Here is a 5,635-nt window from a genome sequence, read left to right on the forward strand (position 1 = left end):
CTCTTCTCAACAAGCGAGCGCACGTCCATCATGTCATTGGTCATCGGTGGTCTTTCCGTCAGGTTGGTCTTCAACAACCCGACCCTAGCGGAAAACACTGATGGCCACCTTACTCCTCAGAACCTACACCACTCGGCGGGGCACGATCGTTGATCCCGGCCTTGAGACTCCGCGTGAAAACATGGCCGCGGCTCTCCGGTTGCTCAACACCTGATCGACGCAGGATAGAGGCGTCGTCGATATCCGACGGTCTCAGGCGGGCATGCATGATGCCTGGGCAAGCGGTGTTGGCTTTGGGCTTGACGGTGGTGAGTACATCGTCAAGACAATCCAATTGCTAACCACATAAAAACCGAAAGCAGCGAGACTCGCATTTGTGGTCCGTCCATCGGTATCGTTGAGGCCGCATGAAAACGTCGTTGAACCATAACTCGATGCCCGCGACTGGCTATATGGAGCCTTGGAGTGTCAAAGCCGGTTGCGCCACCCAGGCCTTTATCTCCTGCTGCGATCCGGATGCAGCCATTGCCATCGTGACACTCGATCGAGATCGGGAGGAGCCTGTCGGTTGGCCGATAGAGAGGTACTCGGCAAGTCTCGCCGTTCGCTCCTACAATCAGGGGTCCTGGGTTGAAGTACCCGCTCTTGCCAGCGGAGCGCCGAGGGTGGACCTGACCTTCGAAATCCTCTTTACGTCGAATTCTCAGATGAAGCCGGTGGTCTCGGTCGGTTCGTTTCTGCTCAGTCTTGATCCCGGTGGGAAGCTGCTGGCCAACGGCCATCTTGTTGCGGAAATCAGGAACGAACGATGGTATCGGATCACCGTTTCGCAAATGCCAGCGAGCATCTTGTGTACCGCGCGTCTCGACAGTGGCGAGATCGTTGGCGAGTGTACGATTGACAATCGAGTGGACCCTGACAGTATTTGCATTGGAGCGGAGCGCAACCATAACACGCCAACGCTGAACGCAAGGCTAGGGCGGGTTCATGTCGAGACCGACGAAGCCACAGTGGAATGGCGCTTTCCGAGTAGGGGGCCGGTCCAATCTGTCGCGCCGATTGCTGGCGGTGGCGCCAGCCTCATCGTCCACAACGCTCCGACATTTGCGGTCGCCTCTGCCAGATTTACGGGTGACGTTCACGATCCCAGGGTCGACCCGGATCACTTCGACGCTGTGCATCTCCATGACGACGATTTCAGTGGTTTCGACTGGACCCCGGATTTCACCATAAGCATACCGGCGGACTCCCGGTCCGGCGTCTATGCGGTCGCCATCAGCACCAAGGACGGGGTCGAGAAGCTGCCGTTTTTCGTTCGTCCTGCCCAGCCCCGATCTGCCGTCGCGATACTATTGCCGACGGCCACCTATCTGGCCTATGCCGACGAGCAATTGCCTCCCCAGCGCTATCCCTGGCAAGGAAGTGATCGCGGGCATCTCTTCGCCATCGATAACAACTTCCTCAGCCTTTACGATACCCATAGCGATCTGAGCGGGGTCAGCCTCACATCGAGCCGCCGGCCACGCGCCACGCTGCGTGACGACTACCATTATCCCTTGTCGAACTGCGCGCATCTGTTGCCGGTCGATCTCCAGCTTCTGAAATTCTGCGCACGTCATGACATCGACGTTGATGTTCTGACCGACCATGACCTGCATGCCGACGGGCTTGCCAGCATCGAGCGATATCAGCTCCTATTGACCGGCAGCCATCCCGAGTACTGGTCGTCGGACATGATGTCGGGCTTCGATCGCTATGTTCAGTCGGGCGGAAGCGTAGGCTATCTCGGCGGCAACGGATTCTATTGGGTTGTGGCATTTCAGGACGACAAGATGGAATTGCGACGCGGCAGGAACGACATCTGGAGTGGCCGGCCGGGTGAAATCCACCTGTCTACGACAGGTGAGCCCGGTGGCAACTGGGAGGACCGGGGGCGCTATCATCCGCAAACGCTGTTCGGCGTCACCTATGTCATCATGAGCTTTGGTCCCTCGCGACCCTATCGGCGACTTGAAGGCAGTTATCACTCCGAGTTCGCCTGGATCTTTGATGGGGTCACATCCGATGTATTTGGGCGGGACGGAACCGTCCTTGGAGGCGCGGCGGGCTACGAGGTCGATGCGATCCTGAGATCAGCCAAGACACCCGAGAACCTCGTAAGGCTGGCTGTTGCGGACGAGTTCGATGAGAGCTTCCAGGTGAGACCAGACCTTTGGGTGGCCGACGGAGAAACGGAACGCGCGGCCCTGCGCCGGTCCGACATGACGGTTTATCGTCACGAAGCGGGTGGGTTCGTCTTTTCGGCAAGCTCGGTCGCGTGGCTCGGAGCTCTGCCTGGACCAGGCGAGGACAACGACGTCGGTCGGATCATGAGAAACCTGATCGGCAAGTTCAAAGCATGACGGGAAACGGCAATTCATCCCGCACGCGCATCGTGGGCACACGCTCAGCGTCTGCCCACGGGCTTGCCTAGTGTTCGTCGGCGTCCTGCGACCCTGCGCGGATTGCCGCCAGAACATCCTTCTGCAAGGCGATGAACTCGGATGATGCGATCATGTCCTGATTGCGTGGTCGTCCGAGGCCGACATGGAAGGTTGTGTTGATCCGGCCGGGATTGATGCTCATGGCGATGATGCGATCCGAGAGATAAACGGCCTCTTCCACATCGTGGGTAACGAAGAGCACGGTCAGTCGATGCTCTTCCCAGATCTGCGTCAGCAACTCCTGCATCTGATGGCGCGTAAGAGCATCCAAGGCCCCAAACGGCTCATCCATCAACAGCATCTTCGGCCGGTAGGAGAGGGCGCGCGCGATTGCGACACGCTGTTTCATGCCGCCGGACAGCTGCGAGGGGAAGGCGTCGGCGAAGCGATCGAGCTTCACTAGATTGATGTGATGGCGGGCAATATCCCTGCATTCCGCACTTGAAAGGCCAGCAGCCTGAAGTGCGAACTCGACATTCTGCAGAGCGGTCAGCCAGGGCAGCAGCGTGTAGGACTGGAACACGACGCCGCGGTCCAATCCGGGGCCAACGATCGGCGCACCGTCGGTGAGCAGCACACCATTGTCAAAGCCCTGGAGGCCCGCCACGATCGACAGAAGCGTGCTCTTGCCACAGCCCGATGCACCCACGAGTGACACGAATTCGTTGTCTGCAAGCTCGAGATTGATATCGCTTAACGCGTGCACACGGTTCTTCGAGCCGCCATACCACTTGTTCAGGGACTCGATTTTAAGTTTCGGCTCGATCATTTCAATGTCTCGACGAGTAACGGAAAAAGACGCGCTCGAGGGCTTTCATGGTCTGGTCGGTCAACAGACCAAGCACGCCAAGAAGCAGGATGTAACCGATGATCGTCTGCGTCTGGAAATAACGCTGCGATACGACGATACGATATCCAAGTCCCGAGGTTGCGGCGACGAGTTCGGCCAAGACGAGCCAGGTCCAGGCCCAGCCGAGGCTGATGCGTAACGTGTCCCAAATTCCGGGCAACGAGGATGGCAAGACGATCCGGCGAAGGATCTTCGTCTCCGACAGGCCGAGCGTTCGGCCAAGACCGACAAAGTCAGGTGGCACCCGCTTCACACTGTCCATCACCATCAGTACCTGCTGGAAGAAGGTCCCGATGAAGATGATGACGAATTTCTGGATGTCGCTTGTTCCAGCCCACAGGATGGTCAGCGGCACGAATGCGACGACGGGCATGTAGCGTACGAAATCCACGAATGGTTCGATCGCGGCTTCCCAGGTCTTGAAGCAGCCAATCATGATTCCGATCGGTATCGCCAGAGCCGAGGCAATAGCAAACCCAATCAGCATACGGTAGATGCTAATGCCTGCGTCGCTGAGAAGCGTTCCGTTCAGGGTCAGCTCTACCATCTTGTCCCAGACCGCGGCTGGGCTTGGCAGGAAGATCGGTTTGACCCAGCCCGTTGCGGTCGACAGCCACCAGACCAAGAACAGGATAAGGAAGACGGTCAGCGCAATCACAACGTAAGTGCGACCGTTTAGCGGATCGCCAATGCGGAATGCGCTCGGCGGTCTCCCGACGCCCGCGCGCGACAGCGCGCGGGGTCCCTTCGTGGATGAGGTCAGTCCTTCGGAGGCAGACATTCGGTATTCCCCTGAGGCGGTGTTTACTTGTTCGCAGCGTCGACCAACGAAGTGTCCAGCATCTGCTCGACGGTGACGTCCTGCGTCAGAATGCCCGCGGTCTTGGCGGCCTTCTGGACGTCTACGAACGTCTTGGTCTTGAAGTCGCCGGCGAAGGCCTTGCTCGCTTCAGCGGTGGTGTAGTACTGGACACCATCGAATGCTGTTGCCAGGTCCTCGGGCGAAGCGCCGACTGCCTTTGCGATAATGGCGCGAGCCTCCGTTGTGTTTGCCTTGTACTCGGCAAGCGCCAGATCCCAGGCCTTGAGCATGGCAAGAACCTGGCCCGGCTTGGACTTCAGCACCTCGTCACGCACAACGAAGACGTCGGAAACGAGGCCAGGATCCTCACCTGCCGCAAACAGGAGCTGAACATTCTTGTCCTGGGCACGAGCCGAGGAAATATAGGGCTCGTATGTGACGGCGACCGGAACGCGTCCTGCAATCAGCGCCGAGCCAGCGTCGGCGGCCGGCATCGGCACCTTGGTGATGTCGTCTATGGTCATGCCGTGGCTCGCGAGCGCGTAGTTCAGGAGAATGTCGCTCGTCGTACCTTCTTCGTAGGCAACGTTCTTGCCCTTGAGATCGGCAACGCTCTTGATGTCGCTACCTGCGATGATCGCATCGGCAGACAAGCTGAAATCGAGCAGCGAAACGATCTTGACCGGAAGCCCGGCCGCAACCATGGCCATGGCCGTGTGGGTTGCGATATTCGCGCCGTCGAGCTGACCGCTGGCGAGAGCCGCGTTGAGGTCCTTGTCTTCGGTGAAGTTGACCAGTTCAACATCGTCCAGTTTGGCGGTTTTGAACAAGCCTTTGGCCGCAGCGACATGCCACTGACCATAACCGAGCCACGGCTCGATACCGAGCTTGAATGCGCCCGCTTCCGGCTGTGTTGGAATGGCATCGGCGGCACTTGCGGGAACCGCATGCGCGAGAACGCCAATAACGCCAAAGGCGATGGCAGCGCGGGAGATTTTGCTCTTGATCGACGAGTATTTCATGGAAACCCCTTTCTGACGATTAACGTTGGCTGGACTGCGTAAGCAGCAACTTCATTCGCGTCTTTTTATTGCGTCCAGGCATGAAGAAAAGTTTCTGGACGCGTGTTTGTATTGCGGTATTTTCCCTAGGAGCCCGTCCAGATAGGTCGTTGCGACGGACATTTGTTGCAGGATAGCCGGCTCAGGCGGGCTTTGCGAGGGTGGACAGCTTGAGGAGGTTGTGGGCGGTGCAGATCATGGCCCACTCGGCACGCACTTTTTCGACGCCCCGCAACAGGAACTGTCGGAAGCCGCGTGCCTGTTTGATCTGTCCGAACACCGGTTCCACCACTTGCTTCCTCAATCGGTAGGGCGTTTCAAAGCCGCCGTCATMGATCTTCCTTCGCATTCGTTGGGTCAGCGGTCCGCCGGCCTTTCCGTTCGCGGCGGTCGGGTGCTTGGCGCGTCCGGGCGCGACATAGCCGTCGATACCACGTGC

Annotated in this window: 5 protein-coding genes; 1 reads left to right on the forward strand and 4 read right to left on the reverse strand. The window is 58.6% G+C overall.

Going from position 1 to position 5,635, the window contains the following annotated elements; genetic code table 11:
* The first annotated feature begins 407 nt into the window (after nt 1–407).
* Nucleotides 408–2,402, forward strand: a complete 1,995-nt coding sequence (locus AC1DMK_RS30725) for a N,N-dimethylformamidase beta subunit family domain-containing protein (RefSeq protein ID WP_477864001.1) — start codon at nt 408–410, stop codon at nt 2,400–2,402.
* 67 nt (nt 2,403–2,469) lie between these two features.
* Here AC1DMK_RS30725 and AC1DMK_RS30730 read toward each other — a convergent pair whose 3' ends face one another.
* From AC1DMK_RS30730 to AC1DMK_RS30745, 4 genes are all read right to left on the reverse strand, one after another.
* On the reverse strand, nt 2,470–3,252 hold the full coding sequence (locus AC1DMK_RS30730; protein WP_037063068.1) for an ABC transporter ATP-binding protein: 783 nt from the start codon (nt 3,250–3,252) through the stop codon (nt 2,470–2,472).
* Between the two features lies 1 nt (nt 3,253).
* Nucleotides 3,254–4,114: an ABC transporter permease gene (locus tag AC1DMK_RS30735; RefSeq protein WP_037063066.1), complete on the reverse strand. Its 861-nt coding sequence runs from the start codon at nt 4,112–4,114 to the stop codon at nt 3,254–3,256.
* Nucleotides 4,115–4,137: 23 nt separating this feature from the next.
* Nucleotides 4,138–5,157 (reverse strand): ABC transporter substrate-binding protein, encoded by a 1,020-nt coding sequence (locus tag AC1DMK_RS30740; RefSeq protein WP_037063063.1) that lies wholly within the window; start codon nt 5,155–5,157, stop codon nt 4,138–4,140.
* 181 nt (nt 5,158–5,338) lie between these two features.
* Nucleotides 5,339–5,635: transposase (locus AC1DMK_RS30745; protein WP_477864002.1), on the reverse strand; the 297-nt coding region annotated here is incomplete at its 5' end.

This window comes from Rhizobium sp. 05L419 (assembly GCF_056397845.1).

What these genes read in the sequence shown, in the direction of transcription:
- AC1DMK_RS30725 (WP_477864001.1), top strand. Translation starts at nt 408, where the DNA reads ATGAAAACGTCGTTGAACCATAACTCGATGCCCGCGACTGGCTATATG.
- AC1DMK_RS30730 (WP_037063068.1), bottom strand. Translation starts at nt 3,252, where the DNA reads ATGATCGAGCCGAAACTTAAAATCGAGTCCCTGAACAAGTGGTATGGC.
- AC1DMK_RS30735 (WP_037063066.1), bottom strand. Translation starts at nt 4,114, where the DNA reads ATGTCTGCCTCCGAAGGACTGACCTCATCCACGAAGGGACCCCGCGCG.
- AC1DMK_RS30740 (WP_037063063.1), bottom strand. Translation starts at nt 5,157, where the DNA reads ATGAAATACTCGTCGATCAAGAGCAAAATCTCCCGCGCTGCCATCGCC.